Source organism: Bacteroidota bacterium (assembly GCA_018266835.1).
Taxonomy (GTDB): Bacteria; Bacteroidota; Ignavibacteria; order Tepidaquicellales; family Tepidaquicellaceae; genus JAFDZO01.
The window spans coordinates 41,961-62,034 of record JAFDZP010000002.1; the positions used below are offsets into that span (position 1 = coordinate 41,961).

General features: G+C 35.6%; 16 protein-coding genes. 9 read left to right on the top strand and 7 right to left on the bottom strand.

Translation table 11 applies throughout. The features are described from left to right. Positions 1–38 precede the first annotated feature (38 nt). From JST55_02035 to JST55_02065, 7 genes are all read left to right on the top strand, one after another. Entirely contained in the window at positions 39–368 is a 330-nt protein-coding gene (locus JST55_02035) for a hypothetical protein (protein MBS1492258.1), read from the top strand. Positions 369–377: 9 nt separating this feature from the next. Then, the gene (locus tag JST55_02040; GenBank protein MBS1492259.1) at positions 378–608 is read left to right on the top strand and encodes a hypothetical protein; all 231 of its coding nucleotides are present in this window, start codon (positions 378–380) and stop codon (positions 606–608) included. Between the two features lie 175 nt (positions 609–783). Continuing rightward, on the top strand, positions 784–1,260 hold the full coding sequence (locus JST55_02045; protein ID MBS1492260.1) for a DUF3996 domain-containing protein: 477 nt from the start codon (positions 784–786) through the stop codon (positions 1,258–1,260). Between the two features lie 11 nt (positions 1,261–1,271). Further along, positions 1,272–1,769 (top strand): DinB family protein, encoded by a 498-nt coding sequence (locus JST55_02050; GenBank protein ID MBS1492261.1) that lies wholly within the window; start codon positions 1,272–1,274, stop codon positions 1,767–1,769. Between the two features lie 118 nt (positions 1,770–1,887). Further along, complete coding sequence (locus JST55_02055; GenBank protein ID MBS1492262.1) at positions 1,888–2,505, top strand: HAD hydrolase-like protein; 618 nt, start codon at positions 1,888–1,890, stop codon at positions 2,503–2,505. A 32-nt stretch (positions 2,506–2,537) separates the two neighbouring features. Next, positions 2,538–4,571, top strand: coding sequence for a transketolase (gene tkt / locus JST55_02060; GenBank protein MBS1492263.1), 2,034 nt, complete (start codon positions 2,538–2,540; stop codon positions 4,569–4,571). 142 nt (positions 4,572–4,713) lie between these two features. After that, on the top strand, positions 4,714–4,947 hold the full coding sequence (locus JST55_02065) for a hypothetical protein (GenBank protein MBS1492264.1): 234 nt from the start codon (positions 4,714–4,716) through the stop codon (positions 4,945–4,947). On the opposite strand, the gene JST55_02070 is transcribed toward JST55_02065, so the two are convergent. The 7 genes from JST55_02070 to JST55_02100 all read right to left on the bottom strand — a co-directional run bounded on the left by JST55_02070 (position 4,944) and on the right by JST55_02100 (position 16,143). Then, a complete protein-coding gene (locus JST55_02070) occupies positions 4,944–6,827 on the bottom strand; it encodes a tetratricopeptide repeat-containing sensor histidine kinase (GenBank protein ID MBS1492265.1) in 1,884 nt (627 codons plus the stop codon). The two genes, JST55_02065 and JST55_02070, sit on opposite strands and share 4 nt — an antisense overlap. Positions 6,828–6,956: 129 nt before the next feature. Further along, positions 6,957–8,939, bottom strand: coding sequence for a tetratricopeptide repeat-containing sensor histidine kinase (locus JST55_02075; protein MBS1492266.1), 1,983 nt, complete (start codon positions 8,937–8,939; stop codon positions 6,957–6,959). A 51-nt stretch (positions 8,940–8,990) separates the two neighbouring features. Next, entirely contained in the window at positions 8,991–9,689 is a 699-nt protein-coding gene (locus JST55_02080) for a T9SS type A sorting domain-containing protein (protein ID MBS1492267.1), read from the bottom strand. 1,163 nt (positions 9,690–10,852) lie between these two features. Then, positions 10,853–11,836, bottom strand: coding sequence for an ADP-glyceromanno-heptose 6-epimerase (gene rfaD, locus JST55_02085; protein ID MBS1492268.1), 984 nt, complete (start codon positions 11,834–11,836; stop codon positions 10,853–10,855). Positions 11,837–11,893: 57 nt separating this feature from the next. Then, positions 11,894–12,355 carry an NUDIX pyrophosphatase gene (locus JST55_02090; protein MBS1492269.1) on the bottom strand — a complete coding sequence of 154 codons (462 nt, stop codon included), beginning with the start codon at positions 12,353–12,355 and terminating at the stop codon, positions 11,894–11,896. A gap of 33 nt (positions 12,356–12,388) precedes the next feature. Next, the gene (gene polA / locus JST55_02095; protein MBS1492270.1) at positions 12,389–15,283 is read right to left on the bottom strand and encodes a DNA polymerase I; all 2,895 of its coding nucleotides are present in this window, start codon (positions 15,281–15,283) and stop codon (positions 12,389–12,391) included. 23 nt (positions 15,284–15,306) lie between these two features. Next, positions 15,307–16,143, bottom strand: coding sequence for a universal stress protein (locus JST55_02100; protein MBS1492271.1), 837 nt, complete (start codon positions 16,141–16,143; stop codon positions 15,307–15,309). 325 nt (positions 16,144–16,468) lie between these two features. Here JST55_02100 and JST55_02105 point away from each other — a divergent pair, with 325 nt between their 5' ends. Beyond that, a complete protein-coding gene (locus tag JST55_02105; GenBank protein MBS1492272.1) occupies positions 16,469–18,520 on the top strand; it encodes a cellulose biosynthesis cyclic di-GMP-binding regulatory protein BcsB in 2,052 nt (683 codons plus the stop codon). Between the two features lie 32 nt (positions 18,521–18,552). Further along, positions 18,553–20,070 (top strand): PAS domain S-box protein, encoded by a 1,518-nt coding sequence (locus tag JST55_02110; GenBank protein MBS1492273.1) that lies wholly within the window; start codon positions 18,553–18,555, stop codon positions 20,068–20,070. The last annotated feature ends 4 nt before the right edge of the window (positions 20,071–20,074 follow it).

Sequence of the window (20,074 nt, forward strand, 5' to 3'; positions counted from 1 at the left end):
GCAAACACCTTAGCTATTCCTGTGCCGATATAAAAGCTATGAAAGAATTTTATGCAGATAAGCTGGGACTTGAATTGCTGGATAACGGTGAACATTTTTTTGCCGTAAGAGCGGGAGACGTGCGCTTTTCATTTTTTGCAGGCGGAAAGAAATATCCAATTGCAGATGATTCTGCAGGAATGGGAATAATATTGAAAGCAGATAATGTGAACGATGCCAGAGAATTTGTTCTCAGCAAAAATATAACTCTGTTAAATGATATTGTCGAAGCGCCAAATTTTATGAAGTTTTTTACACTGGAAGATCCTGACGGAAATATAGTTCATATCGGCGAGTATCTTGCAGACCCTTTTCTAAAGAAAGTTTAAAAAATCAATATGAGTCTAAAAGAAGATACCTGCCCTAAATGCAGTTCAACTGAAATTTATACAAATAATAAATGTAATCCACGCGGTGAAAGAGGGCAGATTGTTATCAGCGGGTGGAAATGGATGTGGATTGATTTGTATATATGTATGCAATGCGGTTTTTTTGAAGAGTATGTAAATGAAAAGGATTTTGATGAAAAAGCAAAAGCTAAAATAAAAGAAATCTGGAAGCGAGTCTGACAAAATTGTTTTACATGGTCTGCTTTTTGAAATAATATAAGATATGAAACTAAAAAAGCTTTAAAATGAAAGAAAATTTCACTAATTTACTGACATTTTTGACTTAAAGTTTCAAAAATTATGACAACATTGGCATAATTTAATTATATTTTCATAAGAGAAGGAGACCTCAGAAATGAAAAAATTATTTTTCCTCGCGATTTTTATAGTGACAATTTCAGCAAATTTATCTAAGGCACAAAGCAACAGCGGCTTTGGTCTTGGTATTATTGTCGGCGAGCCGACAGGTGTTTCATTTAAAGGATGGCTTGATTCAAAGAGCGCAGTTGATGGAGCATTGGCATGGTCATTTTTAAATAACGGTTCATTTCATGTACACGTTGATTATCTTAGACACGTTAATATAGAAAGCACTCCTTCAGGAGAATTTAACTTTCATTACGGTATCGGCGGTAGACTGAAAGCAAAAACAAATGATAATGGAAACTCAAACGATGCAAGATTCGGAGCAAGAATTCCTTTAGGATTGGATTACAATTTTTCCTCAGAGCCTATAGAACTGTTTCTTGAAGTCGCTCCTGTTTTGGATTTTAGTCCAAAGACAGATGCCTCATTTAACGGAGCATTAGGCGTGAGATTTTATTTTCACTAATATAAAATTTAATGAATTCAAAAGTACAGTTATTAAAATGGATGCTTGAAGATGTAAGGGCTGAAACATTAAAAGGTATTGAAGGACTTAACAAAGAACAATTCTTCAAAGCGCCGCTTGAGGGAGAGTTCCCAATCGGCGCTTTTCTTATGCACTTTGGCGAAGTGGATACATTCTGGTACTCGCAGCTTACCGGAGAGCAAATGCCGGATGAACTCAGGAAACGGGTTTATGAAAACTGCTGGTTCGATTGTCCCGCAGAGGAATTTAATCCGCCGAAAGAAGCTCCCGAAGTAAATGAATATCTGGATGCAATTTCCGAAACGAGAAAAATTCTTTTTGAATACATGGATAAAATGAATGACAAAGATTTAGATATTTTTGTGAGACTAAAAAAGAACGGAGAGCCGATGACTAAAAAATGGATAATTTATCATTTAATAGAGCATGAAGCCCATCACAGAGGACAAATGTTTATGCTTATCAGAAAAGGAAAACTGCGGGAGTAACTGATTTCTTCAATTTAATTTATACCCTTCCCATTATACATATCATAGATATTTTTATTATCGCTGTATCATATTCTTTAATAGGATAAATTATCTTAACAAAGGTAATTCTACAACCATGAAAAAAATAAAAGCGCTGTTCACAGATATAGGCGGAGTAATACTTACAAACGGATGGGACCACATCTGCAGAGAGAAGGCGATTGTGAAATTCAAACTTGAACCTGATAAAGAAGAAATTAATGAAAGGCATCATCTCACATATGATACTTTTGAGCTTGGCAAAATTGATTTAACAACTTATCTGAAAAGAACAGTATTCTATCAGAAAAGAAATTTCACCCAGAAGGAATTCAAGGATTTTATGTTTTTGCTTTCAACTCCTTTTCCCGATATGATAAATTTAATAAGGGAAGTTAAATCTAAAAATAATCTGCGGACGCTGGTAATCAGTAACGAATCAAAAGAGCTTAACAATTACCGTATAAAAAAATTCAGGCTGAAGGAAATAATTGACGGTTTCATTTCATCAAGTTATGTAAATATGAGAAAACCTGACGAAGGGATTTTCAGAATGGCGCTTGATATTTCCCAGTACGAACCCGATGAAGTCGTTTATATGGATGACAGAATGATGTTTGTGGAAATAGCAAACTCACTGGGCATTAACGGAATTCAACATACAGATATTGAATCAACAAAACAAAAGCTGCAAAGCTTTGGACTTAAAATTTAAAATACAATTATAATTAATCTATAATCAATCATATGTCACAAGAAAATAAACAGGACAATATTAATAACAATAATATAGATACACTTTGCATTAATACAATCAGAACTTTATCAATGGATGCAGTTCAGAAAGCAAACTCGGGACATCCCGGTATGCCAATGGGAGCAGCGCCTATGGCTCATGTACTTTGGGGCGGAACGATGAATTACAATCCCGATGATACTCAATGGCTCAACCGCGACAGGTTCGTGCTTTCTGCAGGACATGGATGTATGCTTCAGTACAGCATATTGCATCTTGCAGGATATAAAATTACAATGGAAGATCTGAAGAACTTCCGCCAGCTACATAGCATTACTCCGGGACATCCTGAGTACGGTTTAACTCCCGGCATAGAAACTACAACGGGTCCGTTGGGACAAGGATTTGCAACAGGAGTCGGTATGGCAGTCGGGCAGAAATATCTTGCAGCGAAATACAATAAACCGGGTTTCGATATTTTCAATTACAGAATATTCGGTATCTGCAGCGACGGTGATTTGATGGAAGGAATTTCAGCAGAGTCCGCTTCGTTTGCGGGACATCTGAAGCTCGGCAACATAATTTATTTTTACGATGATAATCACATCTCAATTGAAGGTGATACATCGATTACTTTTACAGACGATACTGCAAAAAGATTTGAATCATACGGCTGGCAGGTTTTAGTTGTAGATGATGTAAATGATATTGATGCATTGAACAATGCTTTGGAAAGCGCAATCAAAGAAACTGAGAAGCCATCCTTAATAAAAGTAAGAACTCATATTGCATACGGAAGTCCGAATAAACATGATACAGCAGGTGCGCACGGCTCCCCTCTGGGTGAAGATGAAGTAAAACTTACAAAAGAAGCTTTGGGATTCGACCCGGACAAATCATTCTTTGTCCCTAGTGGAGTTTATGAGTTTTATAAAAAGGCAGTTGATAAAAATGTTGAGACTTATAACGAATGGAATAAAAAATATTCAGAGTATAAGAGCAAATTCCCTGAACTTGCAGCTGAGTTTGAAAACGCAAAAAATAATAAATTAAACTTTGACTGGGAAAAAGTTCTGCCTGTTTGGGAAGCTGATGAAAAAGGTGTTGAAACAAGAAAAGCATCGGGTAAAGTTATCAATGCGCTTGCTAAAAATATTCCACTGATGATTGGCGGCTCGGCAGATCTATCTCCTTCCAATGATACGGAGATAAAAGATGCAGGTTCGTTCTCTTACGATAATTACATAGGTAGAAATTTTCACTTTGGAGTAAGAGAACATTCCATGGGCGCAGAGCTTAACGGAATGAACTTAACTCCCGGCATAATTGCTTACGGAGCAACGTTCCTTATCTTCTCTGACTACATGAAGCCTGCAATAAGACTTGCAGCTATTATGAAGTTAAGAACAATTTTTATTTATACTCATGACAGCGTGGGACTTGGAGAAGACGGCACAACTCATCAGCCTATTGAGCAGTTAATCGGATTAAGAGCAATCCCGAATTTAACAGTCATCCGCCCTGCAGATGCAAATGAAACTGCATACGCATGGCAGGCTGCAATTGAATGTTCCGAAGGTCCTACTGCATTAGCACTTACAAGACAGAAAGTACCTGTATTCGATAGAACTAAATTTGCTTCAGCTGAAGGGTTGCTGAAAGGCGCATATGTATTATCAGATTCTGAAGGAACGCCTGATGTAATTTTTATAGCAACAGGTTCTGAAGTTCAGCTTGCCGTAAAAGCATCTGAAAGTCTCGCCAAAGAAAATATAAAGTCACGTGTTGTAAGCATGCCGTCATGGGAATTATTTGAGAAGCAGTCAGATGAATATAAGAACTCAGTGCTTCCTAAAGATATAAAGAAAAGAGTTGTCATAGAAGCTGCATCACCGTTCGGATGGTGTAAGTATTCAGGAGATGAAGGAGTTATAATCGGAATAGACAGATTCGGAGAGTCCGCTCCCGCTGAACAGATATTCAAAGAGTTCGGATTTACGGTAGATAATGTGGTAAATCAGGCGAAAAAAATATTAGGTAAATAATGCCACAGTCGTTAATTTTTCAACGTTACGAAGCCGGTGCTTCGTAACGAGCCGAGATGATTATAATGTCAATATCACTAAGTTTGTATGTATATTAATTCTATAATTCACTATTTTACGGAAAAAATTAACCTAATATAATATGAAAATTCAAATTGACTTTCACGGAGAAATGGGAATAGTGAAAACCTTAAACATGGATAATGCGATTCCGTTACCTGATATAAATGATACAGTAGAAATAAACATGGAAGAATTTGTAGTTGAAGACAGGAACTTTGTGTTTTCCGATGACAGCGTTCTTGTTGAAATTTTTCTTACAAAGGAATTTGAAGATGAAGAAGAGTTTGATGAAGAAGAGTATAATAATAACTAAGAAGCTTTGAATGTAAGTCTGAATGTTGAACCTTTATTCGGTTCGGATTCAAACGTAACTTCACCACCCAAAATATCCGTAAGTTTTTTTACGATTGATAAACCAAGACCGGTTGAATGCTCTCCTCCGGTCGGTTTGGCGCTAAGCCGCGCAAATTTATGGAATACACTTTTTTTATCTTCGTCTGTAAATCCAAGTCCTTCATCTTTAATTTCAATTACCGCACTTTCATTTTCCTTAAAACATTTTACATGAACTGTTTTACCGTTTGGTGAATACTTTATAGCATTCGAAAGGAGATTTTCAATTATTTCAGTCAGTGAGCTTCCGTCGGTTGTTAACAGCACTTTATCCTCACCGCTCTCAAAATTTATTTTTATCTCTTTTTGAGAGGCAGCAGTTGTAAAATCTTCAATGATTTTTTTAAGCAGCAATTTTATATCAAACTCCTCATAATGCAGGTTCAGTCTTCCTTCTTCAATTGCATTTATATCCAGCATGTTTTTAATAATAAGCTGCATGCGCTCTGCAGTCAGCTCAATTTTACCTATACGTTTTAAGACATCTTCTTTGGAAAACTTATCTATATTTCTTCTGATGGTCGAAGTGTTCAGAATAATACCTGTCAACGGATTTTTTAAATCGTGCGCAGCTATGCCGAGGAACTCGTTCTTTTCCATATTCAACTCTGCAAGCTCTATGTTCTTTAATCTGTAAATTTCTGTTTCTTTCTTTTGCTTATCTACTTCATAAAGTACCTGGAGATTTTTTATTTTCTTATCCGATTCCTCACTGAATACTTCTTTCCAGTATTTATAATGAAGTTTAAATTGCTCCAGCGCCTTATCAAATTCTCCTATCTGCTCAAATAATTCAGAATAAACTGTATGGCACACCGATAAATGATTATATAACTTTAAAGATTCTCCGATTGCTATTGAGTTTTCAATAAAAGTTTTTGCTCTTGAAGGCTTATTGAGTTTTTTGTAAAGCTTGCCCAGCTCAAGGCTTGCTTCAGCTTCACCGGTTTTATCACCTATAGTCTGCCGCATAGAAATACTTTCAGTCAAACAATCAATAGCTTTATCATTTATATCCATATCATTGTAAGTGCTTCCCAGGTTTCCCAGACTAAGCGCCTCACCGTATCTGTCACCAATTTGTCTTTGTAATTCTAAAGCTTTCAAATCTATTTCAATACTCTCTTCATACCTGCCCTGATCATGATATATATTTGCAATGTTGTTGAGCGATGTGGAATATAAATGTTTATGATTTACCTTTCCCGCAATCTCCATTGTATTATTAAAAAGCTCTAATGCCTTATCATATTCATTTAATCTGAAATGCAATGCCCCCATATTATTATATACCATTCCCATAGCATATTCATCATTAAGTTCCTGAAAAATTGTAAGTGCCTTCTGGTAATATTCCACTGCAGAAGGATTATCTCCCAGGGATAAATATATGTTAGCATAATTATTATAATTATGGGCTACGCCGTTAAGCTGATTATGTTTGCTTCTTAATTCCAGACTCTTTGAATTATGCTCTAATGCTTTATCAAATTCTCCTTCGAAATAATACGTCTGCCCGATAATGTTTTCAGCTGCTGCTATTCCCAGCTCATCATTAATTTTCTCATAATGCTTAACAGATTCCACAAGAGAATATCTTGCAGAGACATAATTTGACATTTTATATGTTGCATAACCTTTATGAAAATGTCCGCAAGCCATACCTTTATCATAATTAATTTCTTTAGAAAGATTTATAATCTCTTCGGCTTTTATTAACGTAGTTTGGTTAGCAGCATCTTTTAATGCCAATATCTGGGAGACGAGACTATCTATTTTTTCTTTTTTTAGAGAAGACAAGTGAATCAATAAATTATATAGCCTCACTCAAAAATTGGAACCGAGGCAAAAAATATTACAATATAATTACTTTGTTAACTTTACTATGTGGTACAAATCAGCAGTATTCTCAGTTTGCTTAATGTTTTACTACAAGTTTTTGGAAATAGTAAAATGGAAAGAACTTCCTTTGTTTTGTTCACTCTCAACCCAAATTTTTCCATTATGCGCCCGTATAAATTCACTGCAAAGGAGAAGTCCCAATCCGGTTCCTTTTTCGCCTGAAGTGCCTTCAGAACTTTCTCTCGTTTCCCAGTTAAAGAGACGCTGAACTTGAGTTGGCTTCATTCCAATTCCTGTATCTGAAACTGTAACCTGAACAAAATTGGTATCATTAATTGAGTTTACGATTATCTTTCCGTCTCTTGTAAATTTATTTGCATTAACTATAAGATTTCTCATTATAACGCTTAGCATATTACTATCGGCTTTAAATACGGAATTTTCATCGCATAAATTTTCAAGAATATTATTTTTAGATTTTAAAAGAAGAGAGAATTCATTCCTTTTTCCTTCAATAAGATTGTAAAGATTAATATTGACTAAATCAGCCGCCATTTCCTTTTCAACTTGTGAAGTTCCCCAATGAAGAACTTCGTTAAGCATATTAAGCGCAGCGGTTGAATTTTTCTGAAGCTCCTTAAAAATTTCATCAATCATTTCCTGGTCGATTACTTTATCAATATACATCGAAATGACCTGCTGTACTATACCCAGAGGATTTCTTAAATCATGAGCTAAAATTGAAAGAATTTTTGTATTTATATCGTTGATTCTCCTAATCTCAGAGCTTTGAGAACGAAGAGTATTTAAAGTATCTGAAAGGGTATTATTCTTTAAATTCAACTGCTGATTCAGCTCGTTTAAAGCAGAGTTTTTTTCACTCAAAGCGTCAGATTCACGCTTCAGAAGAGCAAGCTTGTGCATTGCACTCAGGTATTTTTTCTTATCTTCAAAAAGCAGCTTTAGATTTTTTAACTGTTCATCCGATTGTAACAGAACGTTTTCATTGTAAAGCTTGTATTGCTCCAACGATTTGACATACTCTCCGGCTTCTTCAAATAATTCGGAATAGAAAAGATGGCATCCGGCAAGATGATTCGGAGTACTGGCCGTTTTTAACGCATTTTCAACGCATGTTCTTGCTTTTAAAGGTTCGTTCAATTTTTTATATAACATACCAAGATCAAGGCTCGCCAAAGATTCCCCTTTTTTATCTCCAATAGTATTACAAATCTTTATGCTTTCGTTGAAACACTCAATTGCCTTATCATTTAAATTCAGTTCGGTATATGTGCCTCCGAGTTTTCCAAGGCTATTCGCTTCTCCACGCTTATTATTTATTTCTCTTTGAATCTTTAATGCTTCTAAATTTATCTGAACGCACTGTTCATGTTTTTCCTGATGAGTATAAATAAGAGATATGTTATTAAGTGTCAGAGTGTAAAGAGTCATATTGTTAAGCCTCTCACACATTTCTTTTGAACAATTGTAAAGTTCCAATGCTTTATCATAATCACGAAGACGGTAATACATTGTTCCCATATTATTATACATCATTGCAATTGAAGATTCATAGTTCAACTCCTTAAAAATTGACAATGCTTTCTCACTGTTTTCAATTGTAGCAGGATAATCACCAAGCTCCATATAAGTAATAGCCCAGCCATTATAATTTAAAGCAATGCCTTCCTTGTCATTGTTTTTAAGGTGAAGGTCAAAGCTCAATGAATTAAATTCCAGAGCTTTATCAAACTCGCCTGTGTAATAATGGGTTGCTCCTATTATATAATAGCTTCGGGCAAGCCAGATTTCATCGTTAATTTTTTCAAAAATGGAGACTGCCCCGTGAAATAAGCTCCTTGCAGAAAAATAGTCTGAATTTTCACTAAGAGCATATCCTTTTAAAAAATAACCGGATGCGATGCCCTTTGCATATGATATACTTACTGAATGTTTAATTATTTCTTCGGCAATTTCAGATGTGTTTTGTGACGGCGCTTTTCGGTTAGCGTATGCCTGGCTTATTAAATCGTCAAGAGTTTTTATATTAATATCTATATCGGAAGACAACAATAGAGTTATTAAATTATATTACCCCTCTACTATGAGAGGGGCGAAAAATTATTTTATTAAAACCATTGATTTGAATTCAGAATATGAACCTGCCTGTAATCTGTAAAAATATGCGCCTGATGAAAGTTTGCTTGCATCAAATGAGACACTGTAGCTGCCTGATGTCTGATATAAATTTACAAGTGTAGAAACTTCCCTTCCGTTTACATCATAGACTTTCAGTGATACAAATTCACTCTGAGGTAAAGTGTAACTTATTTTTGTTTCAGGATTAAACGGATTCGGATAATTCTGTTTTAAACTATAAGAAGTTACTTCAGAAGTATTTGATGTAATTCCTACCGGCGGCATTACTCTGAATTTAATATATCCTGTCGGAGCAGTTAATGGTTTTGCAACTGTTCTTCCGCTGTTTGAAGTTGCCGATACATAATAATAAACTGTCTTCGGAGCAATCTGAGCAGGGATATTTGCAGTGAATGTATCTCCTGCTGACGGAGTCATTGGTATCTGACTGTACCCTGCAAGCGTATCTGTAGTCCAGTAAACTTTTGCAGATGCTACACCAGATTTCGTTTTGATGTAAGCTTTAACCTGCTGTACTCCTGTCAATGAATTGTCTCTTATTGCTGAGTGAGAAATAAACACAGGTTCATTAACACCTATTTCTTTTGTAATACAATGAATTGCGCCGAGTGATGTTATGATAGAATTGCAGTCTATTCCGTAAACTTTATAACCCGGCATTGACTGTCTGTAAATTCTCAATGCAGTGGTATCATATTGCTGTGCATATGTCGGGACAAGAACTGTTTTATTTATTATAAGTGAATTAGTATATGTTCTGTAATCTCCGCCGTTATTCGGATACTGTCCGTTTGGTCCGGGAGGAGCAGGGATTCTTACAACCTTATACGGCTTGCCATAGCATGTCTGATAGTTTGCAAGTATATATTGTAAGTTCAGTTCTATCTGCGGTCCATCAGCAACTCCTGCAGGATACTGACTTACTAAAAGCGTTTCTTCGTCAATCAATTTTATATGCATGTCAATATGATGTATCTGATCATAAGGAAGAGTTTCCATCATAACATACCTGTTAAGTCCTATGCCCATCCAGGTATTCATTATAGAATTTATCTGTGACTGATTTTTTACCGATACACCAAACGAATTGCCTGCGCCATTATCAGATAAAATTAGTTTTGATGAAAATCCCGTTCCGTTACCGTCGCACATAAAATTACCGCCTGTATGAACTAAATCATTCGGAGCAATCAGTGTTCTGTAAACAGGTACATTTAAAAATTGTCCTATGGTAACTGAGTTAGTATCGTCGCCTGGACGCGGTCTGTTGTAAATCCAGTCTATTAATTTCAAACTGTCTGCAACACCTGAGTAAGCTGCCCAGGGACCGTAGTCACGCGACCAGATTGTATTATTGCCTGTGGTATACCCGCGGATGAATCTTATATTTGTTAACGGAATTGATGCATTCGTCAAAGCAGTTTTGACTGTAACAGAATCTGTAGTGAGAATAAATACTAATCCTTCCTGGCATCCGTATCTTACAATTTCAGTTAAGATGGATGTGAACTGAGTCCATTTAATTACAAAACCCTGGCACTCTTCCCACTCTGCCATCGTTCTTAACGGAGTTGGTGGTGGATTGTTATCTCTTAAATTATTTGTTGGATAATGATAGGTTCTCAATAATGCCTGTTCATCTTCCGTCATATAATGAGGAAGACCTTGTGCGAACAAATTAACTGACGATATTATTGAAACTAATAATAGTAAAAAAGTTTTTTTCATTTAAGGTGAAGGGCAAATAAATTTGCTATGATTTAATAATGGTGATATAAATTATATAAAACCGATTTATAATGATATAAGATTTTTGTTGCTCACTATCTTAAATGTGGTTCTGATGTATTCATGTAATTCCCTACATAATCCATTACTGCATCTTCAACTTTAGTTATTTCTTTGATATAACCGGTGTTTCTAAGTTTATTCATATCTGCCTGTGTAAAATCCTGATACTTCCCTCTTAATATTTCAGGCATATCGAAATATTCTATATTCTCTTTCAGATTCATTGCTTTGAAGACAGGCTTAATCAATGAATTAAAGCTGCTTGCATTACCTGTTCCAACGTTGTAAATCCCGCTGTAAATTTTATTCTGCCAGAAATGAAGCGTCATATCAACTGCATCTTTTATATAGATGAAATCTCTTCTTTGTCCGCCGTCTTCGTATTTATCGGAATCCGATTTAAATAATCTTGCCTTGCCTGTTTCTTTTATCTGATCAAATGCTTTTGAAACCATGCTTCGCATATCACCTTTGTGATATTCGTTAGGGCCGTATACATTGAAATATTTCAGACCGACAACAGAATTCAAATAACCGTTTCGTTGTGCCCATAAATCAAATAAATGTTTTGAGTAGCCGTATTTATTCAGAGGTCTTAATTCTTTCAGTTTACTTTCATCATCTTTATATCCGAGTGAACCGTCGCCGTAAGTAGCAGCAGATGAAGCGTAAATAAAGCGGATATTATTAGCTACAGAAATTCCACAAAGATATTTTGTATACTCATAATTATTTATCAAAAGGTACCTCATGTCCTGCTCAGTAGTTGCGCTGCATGCGCCCATGTGAAAAATAGTATCTACTCTGTTTTGTTTAAGAAAGTCATCGTTCTGTGAAATGATATGTCCGAACTCTTCCTTATCTATCAAATCATAAAATTTGAGATTTAAAAGATTTTTAAACTTATCATCTTTTCCGAATTCATCTACTATGAAAATATCTTCAACGCCAAGCTGGTTTAATCTCCATACAAGAGCGCTGCCTATAAATCCCGCTCCGCCTGTAACAATTATCATAAAGTTATTCTTTAAATTTACTTATACAATTTCTAAAACTATTTTTTAATCTACTTCTTAAACTATTTTCCTTAGAGTTTTAAAAAGCTCTTTATTCTTTATGTGAAGATGAGCTGTTTTTAAAACCTCTTTCTGGTTTACCCAGTGGATTCTACCCACTGCATCTTCGAATGAAAGCCATTCAAATTCAGAATGCTCATCAGAAATCTTCACATCATCAGATTCCACTTCAGCTATAAAAACAGGAATGAGATTTATAGAGTCATCCATGTAATTATAAAAGTGATTTATGGACGGCGCAACAAATAATTCAGAAGGCTCCAATCCTGTTTCTTCCTTTACTTCCCTTCTTGCTGTCTCATATGCTTTTTCTCCGGCATCAATTTTAGCAGTTACAATCTGCCATATTCCGGGATGGACTTTTGAATCATCGCTTCTTTTTAAAACTAAGAACTTGGGGTCGAAAGTATGATTTTTAAAAACGATGCACTCAATAAATCTTGATAATATCTGTGACAATTTTAATCTGCTTTAATTATTTATAAAATTATTTTAATGGGCATCGAACCATGTATCGCCTACGCCGATTTCAACTTCAACCGGAACATTAAGCTTAATAGCATTCTTCATTTTATCTGCAACAATTTTTTTTACCGTATCCAGTTCATCTTTCTTAACTTCAAATACAAGTTCGTCATGCACCTGAAGCATCATGCGTGATTTCAATTTCTTCTTATCAAATTCATTCTGAATATTTATCATAGCTATCTTAATCATATCGGCAGCGGTACCCTGTATAGGCATATTTATAGCCGCTCTCTCATCCTCTGCGCGCGCAGTTGCATTCTGATTGTTGATTTGCTTTAAATATCTTCTTCTTCCTTTAAGAGTTTCCACATAGCCGTAAGTTCTTGCAAACTGTTTTGTGTTTTCCATATACTCTCTTACGCGGGGATACTCCGAGAAATATCTGTCTATGATTTCCTTAGCCTCTGAGTTTTTTATTTCAAGACGGCTTGCTAATCCAAATGCTCCTATTCCGTAAATAATTCCGAAGTTAACTTCTTTTGCCTTCCTTCTATGATTACCCGTCATTTCATCCTTATGCTGCAGCTTGAAAATTCTCATTGCAGTCTCTGTATGAATATCGTGGTTATTCTTAAACGCTTTAATCATATTCTCATCGTTTGCATAATGAGCCATAATTCTTAATTCAATCTGTGAATAGTCAGCAGATAAAATTTTAAATGTGCTGTCTTTCGGTACAAATGCTTTTCTTATGCTTCTTCCCATTTCAGTTCTAATAGGAATATTCTGAAGGTTGGGATTCAAGCTTGAAAGTCTTCCCGTAACAGCAACACACTGATTAAAGCTTGTATGCACTCTTCCTGTTTTGGTATTCACAGCAGCCATTAGTCCGAGCAGATATGTTGATTTTATCTTCGTCACCATTCTGTAATCAAGAATCATAGGAATAATTGCATGTTGGAATCTTAGATCTTCAAGCACTTTACTATCTGTCGAATATCCTGTCTTTGTTTTTCTTCCTGTGGAAAGTTTTAACTTTTCAAATAAAATTGTCTGGAGCTGTTTTGTTGAACCGATGTTGAAAGTTGCACCCGCTTCTTTATAAATACCTTTTTCAAGTTCCTTTATCATTTTGTCGGCAGTCTTATCAAGCTCGCCTAAAATTTTAGGATCAATTTTTACTCCTTCATACTCCATCTCTGCCAATACTTTTACCAGCGGGAATTCAATCTCTTCGCAAAGCTTATACATATTTATTTTCTGAAGCTCATACTTTATTCTGTGGAATAGCTCAAGCGTTACATCAGCATCTTCAGCCGCATATTCGGAAACTTTTTCAACATCAACTTTATCCATCGATGTCTGGTCTTTACCGGTTCCGATTAAATCAGTTATAGGAATCGGTCTGTACCCAAGATAATTTTCCGCAAGAGTATCCATATCGTGGTGACCATCGGGACTGAATATAAAAGAACCAATCAGTGTATCGAAATACAGGTTCTGCATTTCAACTCCGTAGTTCTTCATAATCATATAATCGTATTTTATATTCTGCCCTATCTTCTTTACTTTTTTGCTTTCAAGATACGGTCTCACACCTTCGATAGCCGTTTTTAATTCAACACCGATTGTGCTCTGGCTTGATTTCTCCGTATCGAACAATCCCTTCTCACCTTTTGCCTTATGAAGAATAGGAATATAATAAGCTTCATGCTCTTTCCACGCAAATGACATTCCTACTATATTACACGTCATACAATCCTTTGCATCTGTTTCAGTATCGAATGAAATAAGCGGCTCATCTTTCAGCTTCTTTAAAAAATCCTTAAACTCTTTTTCATCTTTAATAGTGTAGTACTTATGCTCAACATCCTTTATTGTTTTTATGACTTTCGGCTTCTCAACTATGTTAACTTTTATGCTATCGATGTTTTCAATTTGTCTGTTTCCTTTTTCCTGTGAGCCGCCTGCTTTATCTTCACCTTTTGTTTCTTTTACTTCTTTTAAAATATCAGCGCCTGAGCCCGGTAACTTATCTTTTACAATTTTCTTTAATAACGTTTTGAACTCAAGTTCAGCCATAAGCTCAACTACTTTATCCACATCAACATCTTTCTTATTAAGATTATGGAAGTTTACATTCAAAGGAACGTTAGTATTAATTGTAACAAGCTGCTTGGAGAGCAAAGCCATTTCTTTATGAGTAAGTAAATTCTCTTTCAGCTTTGGTTTAGAAATGTCATCTATGTTTGCATACATATTTTCTATCGTTCCGAACTGTTGAATTAAAGCAGTTGCAGTTTTTTCACCGACACCTTTTACTCCGGGCACGTTATCTGAAGTATCGCCCATCAGTCCCAGCACATCAATAACTTTTTCAGGATGCACTCCGAACTTTCTTTCAACACCTTCAATGCCAACTATTTCCTTATCTGCTATTTTATTTCCGTAAACATTTCTTGCCGGCTTGTAAACAAAAATTTTGGAAGTTACCAGCTGCATGTAATCTTTATCGGGAGTAACCATGTATGTCTCGGCTTTTTCCTTTTCCGCCTGCCTTGCAAGAGTTCCGATAATATCATCAGCTTCGTATCCGTCGCATTCTATCATAGGAATATTCATGGCACGGATAACTTTTTTACACATCTCAATCTGCCACGGCATATCAGAAGGAATTTCCTGACGCTGCGCTTTATATTGAGGAAACGCTTTATGTCTGAATGTCGGAGCTGATGTATCGCAGCAGACTGCAATATGCTCGGGATTTTCTTCATCAAGAATTTTAACTACCGAACCTAAAAATCCTGATACAGCAGAAACATTTTGACCTTTGGAATTGATAAGAGGATTTGATATCAATGCAAAATAGGCACGGTATATCATTGCCATTGCATCAATAAGAAACAGTTTTTCAGCCATGCAATATTAAATACTTTCTATAATTATTTGTGAAGGGCCAGCAGCGGTACATCAGTATGGCATGCAAGCTTTTTCGAAATACTTTTATGAAAGAGATTATCAAGAAAATCCCTTTTCTTTTTGGAGACTACAATTAAATCTGCTTTCAAAGTATGAACCATTTTTTCTATACAGTCAGAGACATTCACGCACTTTGCAAATTCAAACTTGCAGCTTGTATCTGCCAGATTTTCTCTTAGTTCATCGAAACACTTTTTTTCATCGTCAGTTAAATCATCTTCAAGCTCTCCGCTGAGATGCAGGAAAGTTAAGTCTGATTTTTTTAAATCAACTATTTCCTTAATCTGATTTACAGCAGGAATTTCAGAGCATGTCAGATCTATCGGATATAAAATATTATTAAAACCTTTGTACTCAGATTTTTCCGGGACAACTAAAACCGGAACTTTGGATTTTTCAAGAACTGAATAAGCATTGCTGCCAATAATCACTTCTTCAATTCCGCTTGCCCCTTTAGTGCCCATTATAATAAAATCAAACTTCCCTTCATCAACAGTTTTTTCGATAGCCTGTATTGTATTTCCTTCGGCAGTAATTTTATCGTCTACAAAATCTTTGAAGTCAGGATATGATTTTTGAAATTCCTCTATTAATAAATTTAAACCTTCTGAAGAATTTTCAGATGATTGCTTTATTACGTCAGATAAAATTTCAGGCGGCATGTTAGGATCGTAAACTGCAAAGTTGTAAACATTCATTAAGGAAAACTTACATCCTTTTTCTTTACAGTAATGATATGCGAATTTTACGGCATTTGCAGCATCGCTTGAAAAGTCAGTTGGAACCAGAATCTTTTTCATAAGCATTATTAGGTTTCTCAAATTTACTTATATAATGGCAATTAAAAAATGAAAAAAGGTCAGCCACATGCTAAAATGCGTTTTCAATAATATTTCTTCTGCAAAATAAAATTCATAGTTTATATACTATTTTTTTTCATTTAATTCTCTTAAATTTGCTTATTAATTATTGTAGATAACATATTGAAATATAACACAGGTATATTTACAATTTTTTACAATAATTTGATTTCTTTATATATATATTAAAAAGTAAATTTCTTATATATTCACTATTAAATTTCACTAGCGGGGAAATTTTAAAATTCTAACTAAAAAACGATAAATGAAAAATCTCTTCATTTTTATGAGCAGAACTGTTTTTCTGGTTTTGATCACAGGAATAATAGCACTCTCATCTGCAAACATAGCGTTTTCGGGCACGCCTAGAACTTATGATATCCAAATGTTCGAGACTGACCAGTACAATAAAGGACCGGTAAGTTCTTCGGTTTTCTTTTTTGACTCAAAACCTTACGTTGAGGATTATACAAACATTACTCTCGACGTAATCTATTCAAATGCAGAGATTATCTTGCCTCGTGTGAGTTTCATAACTATCGCTGTTAATAATATTCCCCTGGCTAGCCGTGAGGTGAATTCCAGAAATCCTGATACTGCTTCCTTTAAGGTAACCATCCCTAAAGACAAGCTTTTACCGGGATTCAATGAAATCAAGATTGTTTCAATCTTAAGAACATCTGATGACCCTTGTAAAGATATCTATAATAATGCTTGCTGGCTTAGAATTTTAAAAAGCTCAACAATGCATATAGAGGCAGTTCTTAATAATAACTACCCTCTATATTATTATCCTTATCCTTACATCGATACTTATATGAAGAACCCGATTCAGGCATCGGTATTTCTTCCACAGAAACCTTCAACAAATGAAATTGAGAACGTATTGAAATTAATCAGCGACTGGGGCATCGGCTCACCGTTCGGTAATTTCAATTTCAAAGTCAGCACAGATGCAACCGGAGTTCCCGGAAAACAAATTAAAGTCGGTGATATTACAAAATTAGGAACAGACGGATTCGGCGTTAGCGAAGGCAACGGTCTTGTAAAACGCGAAGGCGGACCTGACAGAGACCCTATTTTATTCGTATCAGGAAAAGGAACTGAAGGCTTAAATAAATCAGTTTCTGCTCTTACAAATACAGGAATGGTAAACCAGATGGACTCTACAGTTTCCATTATTACCAAATTCCCGAACGTAACCAACACAAATAAGAAATCAACTAAAGCAGGTTTATTCACCTTAAATCAGCTTGGTTTCCCGCAAATAGTTTTAGCAGGTATCTTCAATCAAAGAAAAGCATTCATTTTCAGAAGACCATTAAATTACGACATCAGCAACGATTCATACATCAAAGTAAATTACTATCACTCGGAAGTAATGAATCCGAGAATGTCCATTCTTGTTATCTATATTAATGGCGTTCCTGTAGGTTCTGCAGCATTAAATGAAACCAATGCAAAGGGCGGTTCATTCACAGTTAAAATTCCGGACAGCGAACTTGATAAAAACGAATGGTCAATTGAATTCTCAGCTTACCATGAAATCGGTGGTATCAAAGACATTAACTGCGACCACTGGTATGATGAATTAACATGGACAGTAGTAGAAGGAACATCAGAGCTTTACCTTTCACCTGGTAACTACAGCGCTCCTCCTTCATTAAAGAATATTCCTTTTGCAATTACAGATAACGGTTTATCTTCAGATCCTATAGTTTTCTGGCTTCCTGCAAAAATGACAGATGCTCACCTTACTTTAGCAGGTTTACTTGCAGCTAAATCAGGTCAGGCAAATCATCAGTTAACAGGTTACAGAGTAGTAGTCGGCGAAACATTAGATGACAGTTTAAAGAAATCTTCAACTATCGTAATGCTTGCTTATCAGAATGAAGGCGCAAGATGGAATACATTAAAAGACAAACTTCCTGTAACTCCGCAAGGACAGGGATATGCAGTTGATAAGAATTTTAATACAATCAATAACGAGTTAGCAACATCCAGCGCAATCTTACAGGCATGCGTAAACCCATGGAACTCTAAGGGAGTCATATACTCCATCATGGTTGATAACGATAACACAGTTAACACAGTCAATAATATTCTGATTAACAGAGAGTCGTTCATGAAACTGAACGGACCGCTTTGCTTAGTCAAAAAAGACGGAAGAATTGTTGAAGTAAGTCCTGCAAGAAGCATGTTCAAGAACGTAGAAAAAACTACGAACGTAAAATTATGGTACTTCTTAGTAGGCGCAGTATTAATATTAGCATTACTCTTGATTATTTTCAGAAGAAAGATTTTCAGACAAAAATAAAATTCAATCTGCAATAAACTGATATAATAAATTTGTCAGCAAAAAGAGTACTATTTGTAGAAGACAACAAACTTGAGCAGCAGGTCTTCCTGCAATACATGAAGTTTCATAAACTCCCTTATGAATTTTCAGTTGCAGGCTCAGTTGCCGAAGCAAAAGAAATCCTCACGAAGGAACGTTTCGACGTTGCCATTACTGACTATTTCTTAGGCGATGGCATTGCTTTAGATTTATTTGAAATGCTTACTGCCACACCTGTAATTGTTATTAGAGGCGCAGGAGATGAAGAGACTGCCATCAAGGCGATGAAGGCAGGCGCTTATGATTACTTTGTAAAAAGCTCGAACAAAAATCACCTTAAGCTTTTACCGCTTACGCTTGATAATGCCATAAAGCAAAAAGAGAATGAAAGTAAAATTAAAATTCTCTCCAATGCTTTAATGAGCATCAACGATGCTGTTTTTATCACGAACCTTAATGACCAGATAATCTACGTTAATAATTCGTTTACAAAGATATACGGATACACATTTGCCGAAGTAATGGGTAAAGCATCAAGCGTTATCTGGAAAGACGACGAATACAACGCTTACAAAAACTTATTAAACTCCGAAAAGCATAATAAGAAGTTCGAAGGTGAATTTACAAACTGCAGAAAAGACGGAACTACATTCCCGATTTCTTTGTCAGTATCTCATATAAAGGATAACTTCAGCGATCAGATAGTTGCTTACGTCTGTATCGCAAGAGATATCACGGAGAACAAGAAAATCCGTGAGGAACTTAAAAAATATTCAGAAGAACTTAAGAAATACTCTCAGGGACTTGAAGTAAAAGTTGATGAGCAATCCAGGAAGCTTGAAGAAGCAAAACGATTTGCCGCTATCGGTGAAACTGCTACAATGGTCGGTCATGATTTAAGAAATCCTTTACAGGTTTTAGTTAATACTATCTTCCTTGCGAAGATGAAGCTAAGCCCTAAGTTCCTTGAAAAAAATAAGAACTCAGTATCAGAAACTACTACCCATACGCTTCAGGTATTTCAGGAGCAGGTAGATTACATGAATAAAATTGTTTCGGACTTGCAGGATATTGCCCGGAACATAGTAGTTGACTGGAGAGATGTTCAGTTCAAGCCATATATCGAAGAGATTATGACTTCAATTGCTCATCCTTACGATATAAAACTGCATTTAAAGCTCAACCCAAGTCTGCCCCCTATAAAATTTGATAACGGACTTATGAAAAGAGTTCTGACAAACCTTTTAACCAATGCAGTACAGGCAATGGAAAAGATGTCAGGCGATATTGTTTTATCTGCCGATACAGAAGGCGGCAACTTTGTAGTTAGAATTTCCGATGAAGGCACGGGTATTCCCGATAATGTACAGCCCAAGTTATTCCAGCCGCTTGTTACATCTAAAGCAAAAGGAATGGGAATGGGGTTATCTGTTTGTAAAAGAATAGTCGAAGCTCACAACGGAACTCTTAACTTAGAAAACAACAAGAAAAAAGGCGCAACAGCAATTATAAAAATCCCTTTAAAATAGGAGA